Here is a 1,703-nt window from a genome sequence, read left to right on the forward strand (position 1 = left end):
GCTGCATGCCGGAGGCTATACTCCGTTCTCGCTTCCGGCGCGAAAGCCATCCCGCAGCAAGACGCAAGCGGCCCGGAAAAAGCCCGCTGCCCCCTCGGCAGCGACTGCCGAGGCTCTTCTCCGAAAGGCGGAGACGGCGGCCGCCCGGGAAAGAATGGGCGAAGAATGAACAGCAGGAGTCTGCTTCTCCATTCAGGGCAGGCCCCTCTGTCTATGGCCGGTCTTCGCATGGGGAATGGCGCTCCTCCAGCCTGTGCGGGCCGACCGGACTTACAGCTTCATCCGGTATACCGCTTTATTCTCCAGCCCGCGGATAAACGGCGTCCACTCTTCATTCTCCGGCGTCGTATCCAGCGCGTCCTCGACCATTTGAAGCTTGGCGTCCATGGCGTCGATATGGTGGAGCGCTACCGCTTCCGCCGTCTGGGGCTGAACCGGACTTCCCCATTCCCCAAGGTTGTGATGCGACAGGACCAGATGCTGAAGCCCGAGAACCTTCGGGGATGCAAGATCGATATTGGAGCGTATCGCCGCTTCCGTAATCCAGCTGGAAGCCATCGCGATATGCCCGAGCAGCTTGCCCTGGACACTGTAATCCGATACTATGCCCAGCTCGGCGATCATTTCCTCCGGCTTGGCGATATCGTGCAGGATAATGCCCGCTTTCAGCAGATCGGGATTCAGAAACGGCCGCTGCTTGCACAAAAAATCGCCAATCTCCAGCATTCGCGCCATATGATAGGCAAGCCCGGCAAAGTAAGCGTGATGATGGGTTTTGGCCGCCGGATAATGCATCAGCTTTTCCTCCACCTTACCCACACAATAGGCGACGATTGTCCGGATCTCCGGGTCGCTTATGGAGCCCATCGCCTGCTTGATCGCATAGATTAAGTCAACCGGGCGGATAGGCGCGGAGCGGATAAAGTCCGTTAACGACACGCCATCCCCGTCAGCAGCCGGTCTCATTTTGATAATCTTGATTTGCAGCCTCTCCCGGTATAAATGAGCGAGTCCCTGAACCTTGACAAGTCCCATCGGAAAAAAAGTTTCCTTGTCCGCAGCCGACGCATCCCAATATTTCGCGGACAGTTGGCCGCTGGAATCGCTGAGCACGATATCAAAATAATCCTTCGGCGGATTACCGTTCGTCTGTTTGACTGTCAATTCCCTGATCAGATAAAAGCCGATGAATTCGTCCTGCGGCGCCAGTTGGTTGATTTGTTTCATGGTGAGCCTCCTACTAGGTTAAACCTTCATCATTTTTACCCAACTAACTTTGACATCGGCCTCTCCAATCCCTTTAAAACCTTGAAATAATAAAGTTACTATCTCAACTTTCGCAGCCTGAAATCGGCAGATAAGCCTTGATATAGCTGGGCAAACCGGCGAGTCACTGCTGGAGTTGACTTTTTTCAAATCTGCTACGTTTTCGAACAGACGAGATGCATCCATGTATTTAAGATTGAACAGTCTGGCCAGACTCTCAATATAATCTTAGTCGATTCCAGTAATGTCAGTGGGGGCTTAACCTGCAAATAACCCTTCAGACCCATCAAACTAATGGATTCTGGAATGGAGATTTTTCGAAAAATAGTAGTATCGCGGAGGTGGCATAACTTATGAAAATAAAAAAATAATGATACTATCATTTTCACTTGTATCAATTTTTGTGATGACTCCCATCCCTAAAGGGAGGGGCTTCT

The 1,703-nt window shown here is 51.9% G+C and carries 1 protein-coding gene; it reads right to left on the reverse strand.

Annotation, left to right across the window (positions count from 1 at the left end):
• Positions 1-270: 270 nt before the first annotated feature.
• Positions 271-1,227: a 3'-5' exoribonuclease YhaM family protein gene (locus L692_RS0122640; RefSeq protein WP_025702254.1), complete on the reverse strand. Its 957-nt coding sequence runs from the start codon at positions 1,225-1,227 to the stop codon at positions 271-273.
• Between the last annotated feature and the right edge of the window lie 476 nt (positions 1,228-1,703).

It is taken from the genome of Paenibacillus forsythiae T98, assembly GCF_000520735.1.
Lineage (GTDB): Bacteria > Bacillota > Bacilli > Paenibacillales > Paenibacillaceae > Paenibacillus_AQ > Paenibacillus_AQ forsythiae.

Excerpts from the sequence above, each read along its gene's own strand:
- L692_RS0122640 (WP_025702254.1), bottom strand. The coding sequence starts at position 1,227 with ATGAAACAAATCAACCAACTGGCGCCGCAGGACGAATTCATCGGCTTT.